The following is a 17,440-nucleotide window of genomic DNA, read 5'->3' on the forward strand; positions in this document are numbered from 1 at the left end:
GCTGGAGCGCGGCCACGGGCGCGGTCGGGCATCCGGTGCCACGACCGCCCGGCGGGTGGAACCCGCTGCTCGGAAGCTACTCAGGGGAGTGCCGGTGAACAGTCGTTCATGCGACAGGTGTCGGTGTTCCGATGGGGTTGCCTGTCACATCATGGCACTGATGATCTTTAATGGGATCCCCGGATCGTGTCGGCCGTCGATGCGTTCGGCCGAAGCCCTTGCACGTTCGTCTATTGCCGAGCGCGACGGCGGAAGTGCGGACAGCCACCGTCGCGGCACCGGCCGGCACGGCCCGTTCGCCGGCCTCGGTGGTGCGGTTGACATATGTTCACGGTCATGAGCGCCGACGAGAAGCAGCGCCGGGTCTGGGACCGGCACGCCGCCGGCTACGACCGGCAGATGAGCGTGCTCGAACGGCGGTTCCTCCGCGACACCCGGCCCTGGCTGTGCGGGCAGGCGCACGGCGACACCCTGGAGGTCGCCATCGGCACCGGGCGGAACCTGCCGTACTACCCGGGGGGCGTCCGGCTCACCGGCGTGGAGCTGAGCCCGAAGATGCTGGACATCGCCCGCCGACGCGCCGCCGACCTGGGGCGGGACGTCGACCTGCGGCTGGGCACCGCCCACCGGCTGGACTTCCCGGACGCCGCCTTCGACACCGTCGTCTGCACCCTCTCGCTCTGCGCGATCCCCGACGACGCCCGGGCCGTCGCCGAGATGACGCGGGTGCTGCGCCCCGGCGGCCTGCTCCTGCTGGCCGACCACGTCGTCGGCGCCACCCGCCCGGTACGCCTGCTCCAACGCCTCGTGGAGCTGGTCAGCGTGCCGACCGCCGGTGAACACTTCCGCCGGCGCCCGCTGCACCACGTCGAGGCGGCGGGACTGCGGGTCGAGCGGCACGAGCGCTTCGCCCGTGGCGTGATCGAACGGCTCGCCGCCCGCAAACCCGGCTGACGGATTCCGCTTCACCGGTCACGCGGCGACGGTCATCGACATCTCCGGACGAGATCCATAGACTCCGGTCTTTCTGGTACCACGAGTCCAGGGAGGACCCACGTGTCGAGCGAAACCCGACCGCACGCCGCCCCGCCGCTGTTGTCCCGCCTCGCGGGCGTGGCGGTGGTCTCCGCCGCGCTGGTCGCCGTCGGGGGCACCGCCGCCACCGCGGCGCCGGCCGCCGCGCCCGAGCCCACCCGGGGGCCGTGCGCGTACACGCCGACGCCGGACGAGCCGGCGGCCCGGCCGGTGCCGCTGCCGCCGGACCCCCGACGGACGCCCGACCACGGCACGGTCCGGGTCACGCTGCGTACCAGTCAGGGCCCCATCGGGCTGACCCTCGACCGGGAACAGGCCCCGTGCACCGTGCAGAGCTTCCTGCACCTGGCCCGGCACAGGTTCTACGACCGGACGCCCTGCCACCGGCTCACCGCGTACCCGACGCTGAAGGTGCTCCAGTGCGGCGACCCGTCCGGCACCGGCGAGGGCGGCCCCGGCTACCGGTACGCCGACGAACTCCCCACCGACCTGCCGCCCGCGCCGACCGACCCGACCGGGGTGCGCCGCCTCTACGCCCGCGGCACCCTGGCGATGGCGAACGCCGGCCCGGACACCAACGGCAGCCAGTTCTTCCTGGTCCAGTCCGACTCGGCGCTGCGGCCGAACTACACCGTCTTCGGCACGATCGACGAGGCCGGGCTGGCCACCCTGGACCGGATCGCGGCCGGTGGGATCGCCGCCACCCCGGAGGACCCCGCGCCGATCGACGGCGCGCCGGCCCTGCCGGTGGAGATCTGCCGGGCCACCCGGGGCCGCTGAGACCGACCCGGCGGGGCGGACCGCCGCCCCGCCGGGTGCCGGCTCACCCGCCGGCGAGCAGCTTCTTCTGCACCTTGCCCATCGCGTTGCGGGGCAGCTCCTCGACCAGGTGGACCCGGCGCGGGCGCTTGTGCGATGAGATCCGACCGGCCACGAACTCGATGAGCTGCGCCTCCGTCGCGGCGTCCGCGACCACGTACGCGACGACCTGCTGCCCCAGGTCGGGGTGGGGCGCGCCGATCACCGCGGCCTCCCGCACCCCGGGGTGGGCGAGCAGCGCGTTCTCGACCTCACCGGCGCCGATCCGGTACCCACCACTCTTGATCATGTCGATGGAGGCGCGGCCCATGATCCGGTGCCACCCGTCGGCGTCGACCGTGGCGATGTCCCCGGTCCGGAACCACCCGTCCGGGGTGAACGACTCCGCGTCGGCCGCCGGCCGGTGCAGATAGCCGCCGAACACCATCGGCCCGCGCACCTGGAGTTCCCCGGGGGACTCGCCGTCGCGTCCCACCTCGGCGCCGTCCTCACCGACCAGCCTCGTCTCCACCCCGGTCACCGGGGTGCCGACGAAGCCGGGACGACGCTCGCCGTCGGCGCGGGCACTCACCGTGATCAGCGTCTCCGTCATCCCGTACCGCTCGACGGGCTCCCGTCCGGTCAGCTCGGTGAGCCGACCGAAGACGGGCAGCGGCAGGGGCGCGCTCCCCGACACCAGCAGCCGCGCCGAGGCGAGGGCCCGGGCCGAGGACGGGTCGGCGCAGACCCGCGACCAGACCGTCGGGACCCCGAAGTAGAGGCTGCCGCCGGCCGCGGCGTACGCCTCCGGCCGCGGCCGCCCGGTGTGCACCAGCCGGGACCCGACCCGCAGCGCCCCCAGCACGCCCAGCACCAGCCCGTGTACGTGGAACAGGGGCAGGCCGTGCACCAGCACGTCCTGCGGGGTCCACGACCAGGCGTCCGCGAGCGCGTCGAGGTCGGCGGCGATCGCCCGGCGGGAGACGGGGGCGCCCTTCGGCGCTCCGGTGGTGCCGGAGGTGTAGAGGATCAGCGCGGTGCTCTCCGGTGCGGGTTCGGGTCGACCGGTGCCCGCCCGCGCCGCCGGGTCGACGACGACGACCGGCGTCCGTACCCCTGCCAGCGCCGCCGTCCCCGCGCTCGCGGCGGGGACGAGCAGCAGCGCGGCGGCGGAGTCCCGCAGCACGTGGTCCCGTTCGGCGGGCCCGGAGTCCGGGGCCACCGGCACCACGGGGACCCCCGCGAGCAGGCCGGCCACCACGGCCACCACGGTCTCCATGCTGGCGGTCGCCCAGACGGCCACCGCGGCAGCGCCGGCGATCCGGTCGGCGAGGGCGGTGGCGGCGGAGAGCAGCACCTCCCGGGAGGCCCGCTGGTCCCCGACCCGGATCGCCTCCGCGTCGTCCCCGTACGCCCCGGACAGCGCCGGCAACAGCATGTCTCGCTCCCTCGTCGTGGCCCGACCGGTGTCCCGGCCGCCCGGCCGCGACGGACCCGGCGGGCCGAGCCTACAAGCGACGGTCGACCAGCGGTGCGGCCCGACGGAGACGGTCAGCGTGCCCTGCTTCGCCGCGCCGGTGTGAACACCCGGACCGGGTCGCCGCGTACGAGTTCGTCGTGCAGGCGCCAGCGGGCGGCGGTCACCGCCCGGCCGGCCGCCTCGTCACCCGCGTCGAGACGCTGCCGCAGCAGCTCCAGCGCGGTCCGGCGGTTGAGGGCGAAGTGCCGTTCGGTGTCGACCACGACGACGATCCCGGAGGGGCGGTGGGTGGCCCGTACCGCCGTGCTGGCCTTGTTCCGGTGCTGACCGCCGGGGCCGCCGGTGCGGCAGGCGACGACGTCGACGTCGGCCTCCCGGAAGACCGTCCGCGGGGTGTCGACCTGGCACGGCCGGGCGGTGACGTACCAGTTCTTCCGGCCCGCGCCGGCGCGGTAGGGGCTCGGCGCCTGCCAGCAGAGGGTGCCGCTCCACGACTCGGCGAACGCCCCGGCGTCCGCCCCGGAGATCCGGACCAGGACCGACCGGTAGGTGCCGGGCTGGTCCCCGGGAACGGTCCGCACCCGCCCGGTCGTCAGCTTCCGCCGTGCGGCGTCGGACTCCAGGCGGGGCAGCAGCCGGGCCAGCGCCCAGGCGCACTCACGCGGGCCCCGCCCGGCCGACAGGAGCAGGTGGACGATCATGAGCGGCCCCGTCCGTGTCGCTGGTCCCGGCGGTCCCGTCGGGGACCGGACCCCGGATCGGCGGTCTTGTAGGTGACCAGCGGGACCGTGGTGGCCACGGGGGTGGCGAGGTCGTGGTCGACGAGGTCGGTGATCACCTGCTCGATCCGCTTGTAGGCCGTCGGTGCCTCCTCGAAGAGCAGCTGCCGGTCACCGCACACCACCACCGACCCCACCGGCGTACGACGCAGTTCCTCGACCGTGTGCTTGGCCCGGCCACGGCGCAGCGCGTCGGCGCGCGACATCTTCCGTCCCGCGCCGTGCGCCACCGAGTGGTTGGCGTCCGCACCGGCGTGGGCGGCCACCAGGTACGAGGGGGTGCCGCGCGTGCCGGCGATCAGCACGTCGCGGCCGTCACCCGGTGCCGCGCCCTTGCGGTGCAGGTAGACCCCGTCGCGGACCTCGACCAGGTTGTGGCACTGGTCGACGATCGGCGCGGTCGGCTCGGTCCCCAGCGCGTGGGCGATCCGGGCGGCCATCAGTCGCCGGTTGAGCGACCCCCAGCGTACGGCGGCGTCATGCCTGGCCAGGTAGGCGGCGGGGTCGGGGGCGGGGCCGGCGCCGTGGCGCTCGGTGTGTTCCCGCAGGATCCGTTCCCCCAGTCCCCGCGAGCCGCTGTGGACGATGAGCACGAGGTCGTCGGCGGCGAGCCCGAGACGGTCGGCGTGGTCCGGGTCGAGGACCGTCCCGATCCGCGCCAGCTCGGCGAAGTGGTTTCCGCGGCCCACGGTGCCCAGGCCGTCGAGGTGGTCGGCGGGAACCTCGCCGTCGAGCACGGCCCACGCCGGGTCGTCGGCGTCCCGCTCCGGGTCCAGCGGGCGGTCGAGGTCGGGGAACCGGGCGGCGAGCCGTTCCGGCACGGCCCGCCTGAGGCGGAGCGGGAACACGGCGATGCCGCAGCCGATGTCGGAGCCCACCAGGAACGGGTACAACACGGTCGAGGTCATGGCGGCCCCGATCGGGGCCCCCTTGCCGGGGTGCAGGTCCGGCATGCCGGCGACGTGGATCATGCCGTCGAGCGCGGCCACCCGGTGGCACTGCGCGACGGCGTCGGACTCGATCCAGCTCGTGGGGGAGGCTAAGACGGTGACGGTGGCCGGGATGGACTCCGGCCGGAGGTGACGTGCGGACACGGACGCTCTCTCATCGGGCAGCGGGGACGGACGGCACGACGGCGCGGGTCGGCGCCGGGGGGCCTTCGGAGATCGGGGTGATGTCCGTCAGAACGTCATGGCCCCACTCTCGCCGGGCCCACCGGCCACGGCAAGCCGTTTTCGGGCCGCGTCCGCACGAGTCGGTCACCGTACGTGAGATTGGTCGGCACCGTCGGTGGGATTCTGTCCTGGTCGGACAGTGGGAGCGGTGCGGGACTTGACTGTGAGCTGGCGCACACCATTGAATGACGGGATGTGAAGACGCCTGGTCAGGCCGGCCTCGGGCACCGAGCCGACCGCGGTCGGACCACCGGCGTCTCTCCGTCGCCTGAAGCTGTCGTCAGGGAGCCGTCGTGGCGGTGGGCCATCGGATGAGTGAGCGTCGACGACGGATGGCGCTCAGCGCCGCGCTGCACGTCGTCTCCCACGCGCTCGCCATCGTCTACTGCCTCGTCACGCTCGGCGAACCGCACCGGAGCCTCATGCTCACCGCCTTCGGCTGCGGAATGGCGGCCGGCATCCTGGGGCTGTGGGCGGCGCGGACGGTCACCACGAAGGCCGTCGGATACCGCGTCTCGTTCTCGATCCTGCTGGTCACGCTCGTCGTGGTGGCGCTGGGCGCGTACTGGGACGGCGGCGCCGCCTCGCCGGCCAGCCTCGGGTTCGTCAGCACGGCCGTCTTCGTCGCCAGCTACACGCCGCCGCTGCGACTGATGATCGCGTTCGAGGCGCTCATCGTCGGCTCCTACCTCGCCGTCGCCGCCGCCGGGCAGCCGCCGCGCCCCGGTCACGTCTTCCTCTACGTCGCCGGCATCCTCCTGCTCACCTCCGTCTGCGCCGCCCAGGCGCGGATCGTGGCGCGGCAGCGTACGCAGTTGCGCTCCCTCGCGTCGCTGGACCCGTTGACGGGCGCCCTGAACCGGCGCGGTCTCGCGGACTTCGCCGGACCGTTGTTCCGGGGCTGCCGTCCGCCCGAGCTGTCCCTGCTCTGCCTGGACCTGGACGACTTCAAGCTGGTCAACGACCGCCTCGGCCACGCGGCCGGCGACGCGCTGCTGCAACGGACGGTGGCGGCGGTACGGCAGGTGCTGCGCGTCGACGACGCCATCGCGCGGATCGGCGGCGACGAGTTCGTGGTCGTGCTGGTGGACGCCCCGGAACCCGTCGCGCGGAGCATCGCGCTCCGCATCGACGAGACGGTGCGGGAGTTGACCGGGGTGAGCATCGGCGGTGCCACCGCCCCGGCCGACGGGGTCACCCTGGAGGCGTTGCTGCGGGTCGCGGACCAGCGCCTCTACCGGGTCAAGCAGGAGCGCCGCCGCGCTGGCGGAGCCTCGTCGTGTGCCGGGCACGTCGTCACCACCGGCGGCCCGGGCACCTTCTGACCGTACGCCGACGACGCGACGGCCGGGCGGGGTGACCGCCGTCCGTGCGCGCGGTGCCGACCCGGTGCGGGGGTGACAGTGCGGCGTGGACGTGCCACCATACCGACCAGTCGGTTTCCCGACGGGAAGGGGCCATCGATGCCGGAGACGTCCGCGACCCGCACGGCGTACCGCACCTGTCCGCTCTGCGAGGCCACCTGCGGCCTGACCCTGACCATCACCGACGACCGGGTGACCCACGCCCGCGGCGACCAGGAGCACGTGTTCAGCCAGGGTTTCGTCTGCCCGAAGGGGGCGGCGTTCCCGGAGCTGCTCAACGACCCGGACCGGCTGCGCCGGCCGCTGCTGCGGGTCGACGGCACGCTGCGCGAGGTCGGCTGGGACGAGGCGTTCGCCGCGGTCGAGGCGGGGCTGGCCGCCGCGCGCGGCGGCGGCCGGGACGCCGTCGCCGTCTACCTGGGCAACCCGAACGTGCACACGATGTCCGGCGGCCTCTACGTGGGCCCGCTGGTGCGGGCGCTCGGCACCCGCAACGTCTTCTCCGCCAGCACCGTCGACCAGATGCCCAAGCACGTCTCCTCGGGCTACCTCTACGGCGACCCGAACGCCGTCCCGGTGCCCGACCTGGACCGCACCGACCTGCTCGTGCTGCTCGGCGCGAACCCCTGGGAGTCCAACGGCAGCCTCTGCACCGCGCCCGACTTCCCCGGTCGGCTCCGGGCCCTGCAGGAACGCGGTGGCCGGTTCCTGGTGGTGGACCCGCGGCGCACCCGGACGGCCGCCGCCGCCGACGAGCACCTGCCGATCCGGCCCGGCACCGACGCGCTGCTGCTCTTCGCCGTCGTGCACACCCTCTTCGACGAGGGCCTGGTGCGGCTCGGCCCGCTGGCGGCGCACGTCACCGGCCTCGACGAGGTGCGCGAGCTGGCCTCGGCGTTCGCCCCGGAGCGGGTCGCCGACCGCTGCGCGGTGCCCGCGCCGCGCATCCGCCGCCTCGCCCGCGAGCTGGTCGCCGCCCCCACCGCCGCCGTGTACGGACGCCTCGGCACCAGCACGGTCGCCTTCGGCACCCTGACGAGCTGGCTGGTCGACGTGGTCAACGTGCTGACCGGCAACCTGGACCGGCCGGGCGGGGCGATGTTCCCCCTCGCCGCCCACCAGCGCACCCGCGCCGCCGGCCCCGGCAAGGGCTTCCGCACCGGACGCTGGGCCAGCCGGGTGCGGGGCCTGCCGGAGGTCAAGGGCGAGCTGCCGGTCGCCACGCTGGCCGACGAGATCACCACGCCGGGGGAAGGGCAGGTCCGGGCGCTGATCACGATCGCCGGCAACCCGGTGCTGTCCACCGCGAACAGTGAACGGCTGGACCGCGCCCTCGCCTCGCTCGACTTCATGGTCAGCGTCGACCCCTACCTGAACGAGACCACCCGGCACGCCGACGTGGTGCTCCCGCCGCCCGACCCGGCCCGCGTCGGGCACTACGACTTCGCCTTCCTCGGCCTGGCCGTCCGCAACGTGGCCAGCTATTCGCCGCCCGCGCTGCCGGCGCAGCCGGACGGCCTCGACGAGTGCGACATCCTGGCCCGGCTGACCCTGATCGCCGCCGGACAGGGTGCCGACGCCGACCCGCAGGGGCTGCACGAGCACCTGCTCGGGCAGGTCCTGGCCGAGGCGGCCGGGGAACTGGACCGGCCGGTGGCCGAGCTGCGGGCGCTGGTCGTGGGGGACCGGCCGGCCGAACGCCTCCTCGACGCGCGGCTGCGGCGCGGCGCGTACGGCGATCTGTTCGGTCAGCGACCGGACGGTCTCAGCCTGACCCGGCTCCTCGACCACCCGCACGGCGTGGACCTGGGGCCGCTGCGCCCCCGCCTGCCGGAGGTGCTGCGGACGCCGAGCGGCACGGTCGAACTCTGTCCACCGCCGATCGCCGCCGACGTGGCCCGGCTCCGCGCGGCCCGCGACGCGCCGCCGGAGGGCTTCGTCCTCGTCGGTCGCCGGCACCTGCGGTCGAACAACAGCTGGATGCACAACGTGCCGGCGCTGGTGAAGGGGCGGGACCGCTGCACGCTCCAGCTGCATCCGGACGACGCGGCGAAGCTCGGGCTGGCCGCCGGGGACGCCGCGCGGGTCTCCTCCCGGGTCGGCGCGATCGTGGTCGCCGTCGAGCCGACCGCCGACACCATGCCCGGCGTGGTGAGCCTGCCGCACGGCTGGGGCCACGACGTGCCGGGCACCCGGCAGTCGGTGGCCCGGGCGCACCCGGGCGTGAACAGCAACGTGCTCACCGACGAGACGGCGATCGACCCGCTCTCGGGCAACACCGTGCTCAACGGCATCCCGGTCCGCGTCGAACCCGCCTGAACGGGCCGTCAGCGGGTCGGGCCCGGCTGGGTCGTCCGGAGGGGGAGGAGGTGGGGCGGCCGGTTCACCGTGCCAGCCGTTGCCGCACCCAGCCCGGCGCGGGATTGACGTACGCCTTCCCGTCGACCACCACCGTAGGCACTGTCTCGTCACCGCCGGTGGCCGCCCGGACCGCCGCCGCGCCGTCGGGGTCGCGCCAGATGTTGACCCAGTGCGCCTGCCGCGCCGAGCGGCCGAGCCGCAGCCGCAGCCGCAGGCAGTACTGGCAGCCCGGCCGCCAGTAGACGATCGGACGGCCGTTCTCGCTGCTGGGCTGGTGCGCTGGTGCGGCAGGCAGCGAGCGCGGGAAGACCAGTGGCGACATCAGCCAGGCCAGGGCCGCGAAGACCACGAACTCGATGACGCCGATCCAGGGCAGTTGTTGCGTGACGGCCACGATGACGCCGCAGGTCAGTGCCAGGCAGGCCAGGATCCAACTACGCACCATGCCGCCGAAGGTTACCCCTGGGAAGCGGTGCCGTTCTCGCGAGCCCGAGTCAGCAGTGGACCGTGAACGCCAACGGCCCGATCAGTGGGTGCAGTCGGGGTGGTGTCCGGACGCGTACGACCGGGGGACCACGAACGGCACGAAGATCGCGTTGTGGACCTGCCGTCGTTGCGGGTCCAGTGGGTGATCCGGGCACCGTCGGTGGTGGACTTCGCGTGGAAGTCGAGGGCCTTGAGCGCCGTGGCATCGGCGTTCACGCTCAACGGCGCTGTCTGCTCCCGGGGGTAGCGCCCGTCGCCGCCTCCCGCGGGCCGGCGGGACCGGCGTCGTCCGCCGACGATCCGGAGCGGTCGGGGTCGGCGGCGGTCGGGTCGGGGGCCCGCATCCGCCACGCGTCGGTGACGAGTTCCTCGAGCCGCGCGACGCTCACCTTCGCCAACCGGACCATCACCAACGGCAACCCGTCGTACGCGGGCGTGGTGAAGAAGAGGTCGGGCTCGCCGAGCAGGAGCGCCTGCTTCTCCGCCTCGTCGCCGACGTAGAGCACGGCGATGTCGGTCCGGAGGCGGCGCGGCCCGCCCGGTCGACGCTCGGGATAGGACCAGACGATCCCGTGGTTGCCGACCCGGAAGTCGAAGCCCGCGCTGTCGATCTCCACCACGTCGGGCAGCGCCAGCGCCAGCCGACGCACGTCGTCGGCGTCAGCCATCGAGGTCGCTCCCGGACGCCGCCCGCTGCATCCGTACAGCGTAACGAGCACGGGTCGCCGCCGGTCCGCAGGACGCGACAGTGAACCGGCCCGGGGACGACGTGAGAGCCGCCGGGGGACCGGGACGGTCAGGCGGGTCGTCCCTCGGCTCGCCGGGCACGGCAGAATGCGGTCATGCCGACGTCGACGCCCATGCACGAGCGACAGATCGAGCTGACGGAAGGCGACCTCGCCGCCCTCGTCGCCGACCAGTTCCCGCAGTGGGGAGAGCTGCCGGTCCGCAGGGTCCGGTCGGACGGTACCGACAACGCGCTCTTCCGCCTCGGCGACGAGCTGGTCGCGCGCTGTCCCCTCCTCGGGGACGATCCCGCCGAGAAGCTCCGGCAGCTCCGGGCGGAGGCCGACGCCGCCGGGACGATCCGACAGGCCACCCGGGTGCCCACCCCCGAGTTCGTCGACCTGGGCCGGCCCGGGCCGGGCTGTCCGCTGCCCTGGGCGGTCTACCGGTGGATCCCGGGCACCACCGCGACCGCGGCGGACGTCTCGGACTCGGTCGGCCTCGCCGAGGACGTCGCGCGGTTCGTCCTGGAGGTCCGCGCGATCGACCCGCGGGGGCGCACCTTCCAGGGCACCAGGCGGGGTGGTCTCCTCACCCGGCACGACGAGTACGTCGCCGACGGACTGAAGGCCGGTGCCGACATGATCGACACCGGTGCGCTGGCCCGGTTGTGGGAGCGGCTACGGGAGACACCGCGTACCGAACCGGACGGGTGGACGCACGGCGATCTGATGCCGGGGAATCTCCTGGTCGACGGCGACCGGCTCGCGGGGGTGCTCGACGTGGGTCAGGCCGGTGTGGCGGACCCGGCCCTCGACCTGCAACCCGCCTGGAACTTCTTCGGCCCGAACGCCAGGACCGCGTACCGGCGGGCACTGGAGGTCGACGACGCCGCGTGGGACCGCGGGAAGGGGTGGGCCTTCGCGCAGGCGATCGGCTGCCTGGCGTACTACCGGACCACCAACCCGGTCATGTCGGGCATCGCCCGGTCGACGCTGCTCGCCCTGCTGGCGGACGAGCAGCGCTGACCGCAACGCCCCACGGATCGCGCCGGCTCGGGGCGAGCGTCGTTCAGCCTCGGACCGGATAGCCGATCAGGGCGAGGTCGTCGCGCAGCTCGGCCACGGTGAGTCGCGGGTTCAGCGTCCGTACGACGGCGTCGGTGAGCGGCCGGTGGGCGACGACGTGCGCGACCGTCGCCCGGTCCACCGCCATCTCGTAGTAGTCCTCGGCGAACGCGACGTACCGGTCGACGATGTCGTCGAGCAGGATGTCCAGCAGGTCGGACCCGTCCGGCGCGTCGGCCCCGGACGGCCCGCGCGGTGGCGGGAAGTCGATGCCGTCGCCGACGTGCCAGCGGTCGTCGTCGGCCAGTCGCCAGAGCACGGCGGTGGCGAGGAACTGGTCGGTCTCGTCGCAGAACGCGGGCTCCTCGACCCAGGGGCGCAGCGCCGGGGGAAGACCGTCGAGCAGGCCCGGCCACAGCTCGTGGTCCGGATCGCCGTACGGCGACATCGCCGACTCGTGGTCGAAGACCCGGATGAACGCGCCGTCGGCGGTGAACACGGCGGCCCATTCGTCGCCGCTGCCGTTGCTCATCAGCGCGGCCTCGTTGCCGCCCCAGCGCGAGGTGTAGCCGTAGTAGGGCTCGCCACGGTCGATGATGCGGTCGAGCACGGCCAGGGCCTTGCCGCGTTGCCGCAGCCGGTCGATGGTGGGCAGCCGGGCGGCGATGTCGTACGCGGTCACCCGGCGACCCTATCCGGGAGACGACGAGGCTCCGGGTCGCGGCCGGCCCCTGCCACCGGGTCGATGGCAGGGGCCGGCCGGGCGCCGGTCAGCTCAGCGGCACCTGGCGGGCGAGCGCCGCCCCGCCGGCCTCGAAGGCGGCCAGCACGGAGTGGGGCGTACCTCCGGTCACCGGCACCACCACGGTGACCGGACGGCCGGAGCGGACCTGCACCGTACGCTCACCGAGCGAGCGGTCACCGTCGAAGGTGTGCAGGTACACGGTGCCGGTGCGGTCGGCCCGTACGGTCACCTGTACGCCGCCGGTCACCTGACGCTGGCCGGTGATCCGCAGCGCCCGCTCGGGGAGCCGGGCCACGGCGGCCGGCGCCACCCCGTCCATCGCCGACTGCGCGATGGTCTGTGCGCTGTGCACGCTGCGCGCGGCGGTGGCCGGGAAGACCGGGGCGCTGGGCTGCCGCGCGGCCGGGGTGAGACCGGGCAGGGTCACCAGGCCGTACCGGTACGGGTCGGCCCGGACACCGGTGAAGGTGGACCAGCCCAGCCGGGACTGGGAGCTGAGGTCCTGGGTGTCCGAGTCGTACACCAGCACGTTGAAGCCCATCCGGGCCGGGTCGATCGCGTCGGGCAGCACCGCGAACGGGATCCGCGCCTCGATGGTGTAGCCGGTGTACGGGGCGGTGACCTTGCTGACCACGGTCATCCCCGGCGCGGTGGTGGCGCCCGGTCCCTGCCGGTTGTCGGCGTCCCGCTGCCAGCACGGCGGGTCGCCGTTGGCGGGGTCGTCGGTGACCGGGAAGATGCCCGCCTTGAACACCGTGGAGGTGTCCGTCGAGTTCCCCTTCGGGTCGACGATGATCTCCACACTGTCGGTGCGGCGCTGCCGCTTGCAGTCCTGCGGCACCACCTTCCTGCCGAGCACGTCGTCGGTGACCTGCACGAGGACGACGAGCGCGTCGTCGGTCCAGGCGATCCGGCCGGTGGCCGAGGCGTCCTGCGGCGTGGTGGCCTGTCCCTCCCAGATCCGGGACAGGTCCAGCTCCTCGCCCGGGTACTCGCCGGGGGAGGCGACCCCGTCGACGGCGTGGCCCGCGCCGGCGCGCGGCACCTCGCTGGTCGGCACGATCTCCAGGGCGCCGGTCTCCACGGTGCTGCCGGCGGCGCTGGTGGTGGTGATGGTGATCCCGTAGTCGCCGCCCTCGTTGGCGGTCTTCAGCGTGGCGTCGCTGTTGGTGACGGTGAAGGTCACCGCGCCGGTCGCGCCGGGTGCCAGGTCGGCGTAGCTCTTCGTCGCGGCGTCGGCGGTGAAGCCGGCCGGCAGGCCGAGGGCCACCGTGCCGCTCTGCGGGGTCTCGCCGGTGTTGCGCAGGTCGATCCGGACGCTCCGGCTCCTGCCCGAGCCGATGGTGAGCACCGGGTCGATCAGGGTGTCCAGCTGCGGGTACCCGCTGTCGCCGGCCCAGCTGCGGAAGAGTCCGACCTCGGGCAGCGGCTCCAGGGTGCCGCGCACGTCGGCGACCACCCGGACCGCCCGGTCCGTACGGCCGGCGCCCTGGCCGGTGGTGAGGGACGCGCCGAGCAGGTGCTGGGCGTTGGTGGCGGTGCCGGCGGGCACGGTCACCGTGAAGGTCACGGTGCGCTCCGTGCCGGCCGGTACGGCGCCGCGCAGCGCGCCGGAGCCGGTGGCGGTCCAGCCCTGCGGCAGCCGCAGGGAGACCCGGGGCGCGGTGAGGGCCCGGTCGCGGGGCGCCCGGACGTGGGCGGTGACCTCGACGTGCTGCCCGGGGGCCAGGTCGAAGCGGTCGGCGGTGAGATAGAGCTCGGTGCCTCGGGGCAGGCCGCCGGTTGCCGGGGGCAGCACCGAGCCGCGCAGGATCGCCTCGGGTGAGGTGTCCGTCGGGTCGTACGGGACGCGGCTGTCGACCAGGGTGTAGAAGTCGCAGCGGATGGCCGCGGGGTCGGTGGGCGCGGCGGCGGTGTTCGCCCAGCCTTGGGTGACGTACTCCCGGCGGGCGTCGACCTCGACCTCGGCCCAGGTTCGGCCGTCGGCGCTGCGGGTGCCCTCCCAGACGCCGAAGACCTGGTCGGTGGGGACCGTCGGTACGAAGCTGGAGGCGCACTGCGGCCCGGCGGACGAGCTGCCGGTGCCGCCGGTACGCAGGAACTTGGCGGCGCGGAACGGGGTGAGCCCTTCCCGGGTGAGCTGCTCGGGGAAGGCCTTCGGGTCGGCGGCGGCGTGGAACGCCTCGGCGGCGAACCGGGCGGCCTGCTGGTGGTTGCCGTGGTTGCCGGGGGTGGGGGAGGGGTTCATCGTCATGATGATCTCGGGCCGGGTCTGCCGGATCACCCGGACGATCTGGGACAGGGTCTCGTCGTGCCCCCAGATCTGCTCGGACAGGGGTGCCGACGCGGTGTACCAGAAGTCGACGTGGTCGAGGTTGTAGAGGTTCTCCACCCCGGCGCGGCCGATCGCGGTGCGCTCCTCGCGCTCCCGGATGATGCCGAGCGGCGGGCCCTCCTCCAGGCCGACGGCGTTGCCGCCGCCCTCGCCACGGGTGATGGTGACGACGCCGGCCTTGGCGCCGGACCGTTCCTTCCACTGGCCGAGGGTGGCGAGGCTGCCGGCCTCGTCGTCGGGGTGGGCGCTGACGAAGAGGACGTCGAGGTCGACGGCGTCGGTCGACGGGGCGTGGGCGGGTGCGGCGAGGGCCGTGGCCGGTGTCCCGGTCAGGGCGAGGGCGAGCGCGGTGGGTAGCAGGAACGCCTTGAGACGCATGCGGATCCTTTCGCGGTGTTGCTGGTGTCCGGGCGGCAGCCATCGACGTCGGACGCGTACGGCGTCGACGTGAGGTCGCGTTCGGACGGTGGCGGGATGGGCGGGGACGCCGGGCCCGGCGGAGTGCCGGGGTCACCGGGTGCGCAGCGGCACGGGGGTCCGTACACACTGGAAGGCCTTCGCCCGGTGACGCTAGGGACCGGCGCGGTGGCCCGTCAATGCTTTGCAAGACCTTTCTTTCTTTGCGAAAGAAAATAACTTCCCGGCACGGCGGCGGAGGCGATGCCCATGCAACCGGCCGACCGGTGCGCAGAAGTGGGCATTCCGCCTGGTGGGAAGCGGCACGGCGGGGGCCTGAGACGCATTCGTTACTTGACTCGATAGTTCGTTCGCCGTAGGAAGGAAATGTGACTGACGTGGTGACGCCACCAACCAGCCCCGTGAGCCGGGAGCGGTCGAAGGAGATCAAGCGGTTGTCCGTGATCTCCACCGCCCGGCAGGTGCGGGTGCTCTCGCGCGCCGAGCTGACCGAGCTGACCGGGCTGAGCCCGGCCACGCTCACCCCGCTCGTGCGGGAGCTGATCGCCGAGGGCTACCTCATCGAGCGGGGCCCCGGCACCTCCCGTACCGGCCGGCCGCGGGCGATGCTGGAGTTCAACCCCCGGGCCGAGCTGGTCGCCGCCGTCTCCCTGGAGCCGTCCCGGCTCAGCTGCGAGATCGCCGACAGCGACGGTGCCGTCATCGCCCACCGCTCGGTCCGGCTGGCCGGCGACATCGTCGACACCATCTGCCGCTCGGTGCCCGAACTCGCCGGTGACGGGCTGCCCGCCCTGCGCGGGGTGGCCATCGCCGCGCCCGGCGTCTCCTCCGGCGGCGCGGTCCGCCTGGCCCCCTCGGTCGGCCTGGTCGAGGGCCGGCCGGTGGGGGAGTCGGTGCAGCGGCGGCTCGGCGTACCGGTGGTGGTGGACAACGACGTGAACCTGATGGCCGCCGGCGAGCACGCCGCCGGGGCCGGCAGCGACGTGGCCGACCTGCTGCTGCTGCACGTGGCCGACGGCATCGGCGCCGGCCTGGTGCTGGACGGCCGGGTCCGTCGGGGTGCCGGCGGCGCCGCCGGTGAGGTCGGCTTCCTGCCGCTGGACCCGAGCGACCGGGGCCGCGACGGGATCGGGCCGTTCGAGGCGCGCTGGTCCGAGAACGCCATCGCCGAGCGGATGGTGGCCCTGGCCCCCGGCCGTCGACCCGAGTCACCCGTCGCCGAGCTGGTCGCGCTGGCCGCCGCCGACGAGCGGGCCGCCGCCTACCTCGACGACGTGCTCACCGCCTGGGCGCGGCTGATCGTCTCCTGCGTCTGCGTCGTCGACCCCGGCCGGGTCCTGCTCAGCGGCGCCGCGGCCCACCTCGACGACGCCGCCGTGGGCCGGCTCCAGGCGCGGGTCACCGCCGCCGCGCCGAGCGCCACCGAGGTACGCCGCGCCGTGCTCGGCGACCGCGCCGTGCTGCACGGCGCGGTCAGCTACGCCCTCTCCGCGGCCGCCGCCGGCATGCCCGTGCTGCTGCCCACCCCCTGACCATCCACCTGCACCGCAGTTCCCCCCACACCCCTCGGAGGTACCCCATGAGACGTCGACTCCTGCTCGCCGGCGCGCTGGCCACCGTGCTCGCCGCCGGCACCGCCTGCGGTGGTGGCGGTGACGACGCGGCCGGCGGCGCGAGCGCCGAGAAGCTGACCATCTACACGGCCCGCGACAAGAAGGTCTCCACCTACGTCGTCGACCAGTTCACCGCCAAGCACCCGGAGTACAAGGGCAAGGTCGAGATCCTCAACCTGGGCGCCCAGGAGATCCTGGAGCGGGTCCGCGCCGAGAAGGCCAACCCGCAGGCCGACGTCTGGTGGGGCGGCACCCAGCAGGGGCTCGCCGCGGGCGCGTCCGAGGACCTGCTGGCCTCCTGGCAGCCGGCGTTCGCCGGCAAGATGGACGCCAAGTACAAGGACGCCGAGGGCCGCTGGTTCGGGGAGATCCTGCTGCCCGAGGTCATCATGTACAACAACAAGGCGCTCACCCCGGAGCAGGCCCCGAAGGACTGGGACGACCTGCTGAAGCCGGAGTGGAAGGACAAGGTCATCATCCGGGACGTGGCCGCGTCCGGCACGATGCGGTCGATCTACGCGTCGATGATCATGCGGCAGTCCCCGGACGGCAGCAACCCGCAGCCCGGCTACGACTGGCTCAAGAAGCTCGACGCCAACACCGGCGCGTACGCGGCCAACCCGACCGACCTCTATCTCAAGCTCTCCCGCCAGCAGGGCGTGCTGAGCGCCTGGAACCTCCAGGACATCCTGCTCCAGGCCAACCAGTCGAAGATGCCGTTCGGCTACGTGATGCCCGCCTCCGGCGCCCCGGTGCTGGTCGACGGCATCGCCGCGGTCAAGGGCGGCAACACCACCGGCGCCCAGAAGTTCATGGAGTTCCTCTTCGACGACAAGCTCCGTGGTGACCTGGCCCGGGACTACTTCCAGATCCCGGCCGTCGACATCGCCGAGAAGCCGGAGTGGCTGGCCCAGCTCGACCTCAAGCCGCTGGACGTCAACTGGGACGTGATCGGCAAGAACGAGACCGAGTGGATCAACCACTGGAACAGCCAGATCAAGAACAAGGGCTGACGCCCGGGCAGGCGGGGGTGGGCACGTCCCGCCCCCGCGCCCCCAT

The 17,440-nt window shown here is 73.9% G+C and carries 13 protein-coding genes and 1 pseudogene; 7 read left to right on the forward strand and 7 right to left on the reverse strand.

The annotated features are described in order from the left end of the window. The first annotated feature begins 336 nt into the window (after positions 1-336). Positions 337-954: a class I SAM-dependent methyltransferase gene (locus ABUL08_RS07270; protein ID WP_350935733.1), complete on the forward strand. Its 618-nt coding sequence runs from the start codon at positions 337-339 to the stop codon at positions 952-954. A 102-nt stretch (positions 955-1,056) separates the two neighbouring features. Beyond that, the gene (locus ABUL08_RS07275) at positions 1,057-1,815 is read left to right on the forward strand and encodes a peptidylprolyl isomerase (RefSeq protein WP_350935735.1); all 759 of its coding nucleotides are present in this window, start codon (positions 1,057-1,059) and stop codon (positions 1,813-1,815) included. Between the two features lie 43 nt (positions 1,816-1,858). Here ABUL08_RS07275 and ABUL08_RS07280 read toward each other — a convergent pair whose 3' ends face one another. The 3 genes from ABUL08_RS07280 to ABUL08_RS07290 form a co-directional block, all read right to left on the reverse strand. After that, complete coding sequence (locus ABUL08_RS07280; protein ID WP_350935737.1) at positions 1,859-3,271, reverse strand: acyl-CoA synthetase; 1,413 nt, start codon at positions 3,269-3,271, stop codon at positions 1,859-1,861. Between the two features lie 113 nt (positions 3,272-3,384). Next, positions 3,385-4,014 (reverse strand): peptide chain release factor H, encoded by a 630-nt coding sequence (gene prfH / locus ABUL08_RS07285; RefSeq protein WP_350935739.1) that lies wholly within the window; start codon positions 4,012-4,014, stop codon positions 3,385-3,387. Beyond that, the gene (locus tag ABUL08_RS07290) at positions 4,011-5,186 is read right to left on the reverse strand and encodes an RNA ligase RtcB family protein (protein ID WP_350935742.1); all 1,176 of its coding nucleotides are present in this window, start codon (positions 5,184-5,186) and stop codon (positions 4,011-4,013) included. Before ABUL08_RS07290 ends, prfH begins: the two co-directional genes overlap by 4 nt. Before the next feature lie 392 nt (positions 5,187-5,578). Here ABUL08_RS07290 and ABUL08_RS07295 point away from each other — a divergent pair, with 392 nt between their 5' ends. Together ABUL08_RS07295 and ABUL08_RS07300 are read left to right on the forward strand one after the other, a co-directional pair. Continuing rightward, the gene (locus ABUL08_RS07295) at positions 5,579-6,592 is read left to right on the forward strand and encodes a GGDEF domain-containing protein (RefSeq protein WP_350935744.1); all 1,014 of its coding nucleotides are present in this window, start codon (positions 5,579-5,581) and stop codon (positions 6,590-6,592) included. A gap of 138 nt (positions 6,593-6,730) precedes the next feature. Further along, the gene (locus ABUL08_RS07300; protein ID WP_350935746.1) at positions 6,731-8,950 is read left to right on the forward strand and encodes a molybdopterin oxidoreductase family protein; all 2,220 of its coding nucleotides are present in this window, start codon (positions 6,731-6,733) and stop codon (positions 8,948-8,950) included. 64 nt (positions 8,951-9,014) lie between these two features. Here ABUL08_RS07300 and ABUL08_RS07305 read toward each other — a convergent pair whose 3' ends face one another. Beyond that, complete coding sequence (locus ABUL08_RS07305) at positions 9,015-9,437, reverse strand: glutaredoxin domain-containing protein (protein ID WP_350935749.1); 423 nt, start codon at positions 9,435-9,437, stop codon at positions 9,015-9,017. Between the two features lie 355 nt (positions 9,438-9,792). After that, positions 9,793-10,146: pseudogene (locus ABUL08_RS07310) on the reverse strand (MmcQ/YjbR family DNA-binding protein); the annotation flags it as partial. 174 nt (positions 10,147-10,320) lie between these two features. Here ABUL08_RS07310 and ABUL08_RS07315 point away from each other — a divergent pair. After that, on the forward strand, positions 10,321-11,232 hold the full coding sequence (locus tag ABUL08_RS07315) for an aminoglycoside phosphotransferase family protein (RefSeq protein WP_350935751.1): 912 nt from the start codon (positions 10,321-10,323) through the stop codon (positions 11,230-11,232). A 43-nt stretch (positions 11,233-11,275) separates the two neighbouring features. On the opposite strand, the gene ABUL08_RS07320 is transcribed toward ABUL08_RS07315, so the two are convergent. Further along, positions 11,276-11,953, reverse strand: a complete 678-nt coding sequence (locus ABUL08_RS07320) for a hypothetical protein (RefSeq protein WP_350935753.1) — start codon at positions 11,951-11,953, stop codon at positions 11,276-11,278. A gap of 88 nt (positions 11,954-12,041) precedes the next feature. After that, a complete protein-coding gene (locus ABUL08_RS07325) occupies positions 12,042-14,729 on the reverse strand; it encodes a sugar-binding protein (RefSeq protein WP_350935755.1) in 2,688 nt (895 codons plus the stop codon). A gap of 407 nt (positions 14,730-15,136) precedes the next feature. Here ABUL08_RS07325 and ABUL08_RS07330 point away from each other — a divergent pair, with 407 nt between their 5' ends. Both ABUL08_RS07330 and ABUL08_RS07335 read left to right on the forward strand, forming a co-directional pair. Continuing rightward, positions 15,137-16,300: an ROK family protein gene (locus ABUL08_RS07330; RefSeq protein ID WP_350935757.1), complete on the forward strand. Its 1,164-nt coding sequence runs from the start codon at positions 15,137-15,139 to the stop codon at positions 16,298-16,300. A gap of 47 nt (positions 16,301-16,347) precedes the next feature. Then, on the forward strand, positions 16,348-17,394 hold the full coding sequence (locus tag ABUL08_RS07335) for an extracellular solute-binding protein (protein WP_350935760.1): 1,047 nt from the start codon (positions 16,348-16,350) through the stop codon (positions 17,392-17,394). Positions 17,395-17,440 lie beyond the last annotated feature (46 nt).

Origin of the sequence: Micromonospora sp. CCTCC AA 2012012 (assembly GCF_040499845.1) — a bacterium.
Taxonomy (GTDB): Bacteria; Actinomycetota; Actinomycetes; order Mycobacteriales; family Micromonosporaceae; genus Micromonospora; species Micromonospora mangrovi.

Coding starts and splice junctions, on each gene's coding strand:
- ABUL08_RS07270 (WP_350935733.1), top strand. CDS start 337: ATGAGCGCCGACGAGAAGCAGCGCCGGGTCTGGGACCGGCACGCCGCC.
- ABUL08_RS07280 (WP_350935737.1), bottom strand. CDS start 3,271: ATGCTGTTGCCGGCGCTGTCCGGGGCGTACGGGGACGACGCGGAGGCG.
- prfH (WP_350935739.1), bottom strand. CDS start 4,014: ATGATCGTCCACCTGCTCCTGTCGGCCGGGCGGGGCCCGCGTGAGTGC.
- ABUL08_RS07295 (WP_350935744.1), top strand. CDS start 5,579: ATGAGTGAGCGTCGACGACGGATGGCGCTCAGCGCCGCGCTGCACGTC.
- ABUL08_RS07300 (WP_350935746.1), top strand. CDS start 6,731: ATGCCGGAGACGTCCGCGACCCGCACGGCGTACCGCACCTGTCCGCTC.
- ABUL08_RS07305 (WP_350935749.1), bottom strand. CDS start 9,437: ATGGTGCGTAGTTGGATCCTGGCCTGCCTGGCACTGACCTGCGGCGTC.
- ABUL08_RS07315 (WP_350935751.1), top strand. CDS start 10,321: ATGCCGACGTCGACGCCCATGCACGAGCGACAGATCGAGCTGACGGAA.
- ABUL08_RS07325 (WP_350935755.1), bottom strand. CDS start 14,729: ATGCGTCTCAAGGCGTTCCTGCTACCCACCGCGCTCGCCCTCGCCCTG.
- ABUL08_RS07335 (WP_350935760.1), top strand. CDS start 16,348: ATGAGACGTCGACTCCTGCTCGCCGGCGCGCTGGCCACCGTGCTCGCC.